Raw genomic sequence first — 1,359 nt, forward strand, 5'->3', positions numbered from 1 at the left:
CCTCGATGCGGGCCAGGGGGGACCTGGGCGGCGGCCGCGCCCGGCCGAGCAGGCGAGCGCCAGAAGAGAGGCGGCGATCAGTCGGCGTGCGGTCATGACGGGTCCCCTTGGGCGGAAGCCGCCACGTGACCGCAGCCGGGCCTTTCGCGCAAGCCCGCGCCGGGTCTAGGGTCTGCGGCGTGAACCTGCGCTCGCCCGCCTTCGCCATCCTGTTCGCCGTCAGCCTGATCGCGGCGGCGGGCAACATGGCCCTGCAGTCGGTCCTGCCGGCCATCGGCCGCGAGTTCGGCCTGATGGACACCCTGGTCTCGGCGGCCTTCGCCATCTCGGCCCTGATGTGGACCCTGGCCTCGCCCTTCTGGGCCCGGCTGTCCGACACCCTGGGCCGCAAGCGCGTGATCCAGGTCGGCCTGGGCGGCTTCGTCGTCTCCATGGCCGGCTTCGGCCTGGCCGCCACCTCGGGGCTGGAGCACTGGCTGGGCCCGGTCTTCGCCTTCGTGCTGATGGCGGTGGCGCGGACCGTCTATGGCGTCTTCGGCTCGGCCGCGCCCATCGCCTCCCAGGCCTATGTGGCCGACCGCACCTCGCCCGAGCAGCGCACCCAGGCCATGTCCCTGCTGGCCTCGGCCCAGGGCCTGGGGACCGTCATCGGCCCGGCCCTGGCCCCCTTCTTCGTCCTGCCGCTCGTCGGCCTGGCCGGCCCCATGTACGCCTTTGCGGCCTGCGGGGCGGTCGTCCTGCTCGTGGTCTGGCGCCGACTGCCGTCGGGCGAAGTGGTCCGCATCCCTTCGCCCAGCGGCCATCGCGGCGACGCCGGCAAGGGGCTGTGGAAGGATCCGCGGGTGCGCGACTACCTGCTGTACGGCCTGCTGGTCACGGGGGCGCAAGCGATCAACATCTCGGTCCTGGGCTTCCACATCATTGATGAAATGGCGGTCACGGGCGTCCAGGCCCGCGACGCCCAGCCCTTCATCGGCATCGCCATGCTGGCCGGCGCCGCGGCCACCCTGATGGCCCAGTGGGGCCTGATCCCCCTGCTCAAGCTCCAGCCGCGCGATCTGATGCGCTGGGGCGCGGCCCTGGCCCTGGTCGGCAATCTGATGAGCATCGCCTCGCCCGGCTACTACGGCGTGGTCGTCGGCTATGCGGTGGTGTCGATGGGGGTCGGCTTCGCCCGCCCGGGCTTCACCGCCGGGTCTTCGCTCTCCGTCGGGCCGGCGGAGCAGGGCGCGGTGGCGGGGCTGATGATGTCGCTGGCTGGCCTCAGCTTCCTGGGGCCGCCGGTCATCGGGGTGGCGCTCTACGAGGCCAGCGAGGCGGCGCCGTTCGTCGCCAACGCCGTGCTGCTGGCCGCGGCGG

At 73.0% G+C, this 1,359-nt stretch carries 1 protein-coding gene; it reads left to right on the forward strand.

All coding sequences use genetic code 11. The features are described from left to right. Positions 1–179: 179 nt before the first annotated feature. A partial coding sequence (locus AC2W7C_RS18005; RefSeq protein WP_486002582.1) for an MFS transporter occupies positions 180–1,359 on the forward strand: 1,180 nt, incomplete at its 3' end.

The organism is Brevundimonas sp. CURTG3B2_SDJG (genome assembly GCF_057364705.1).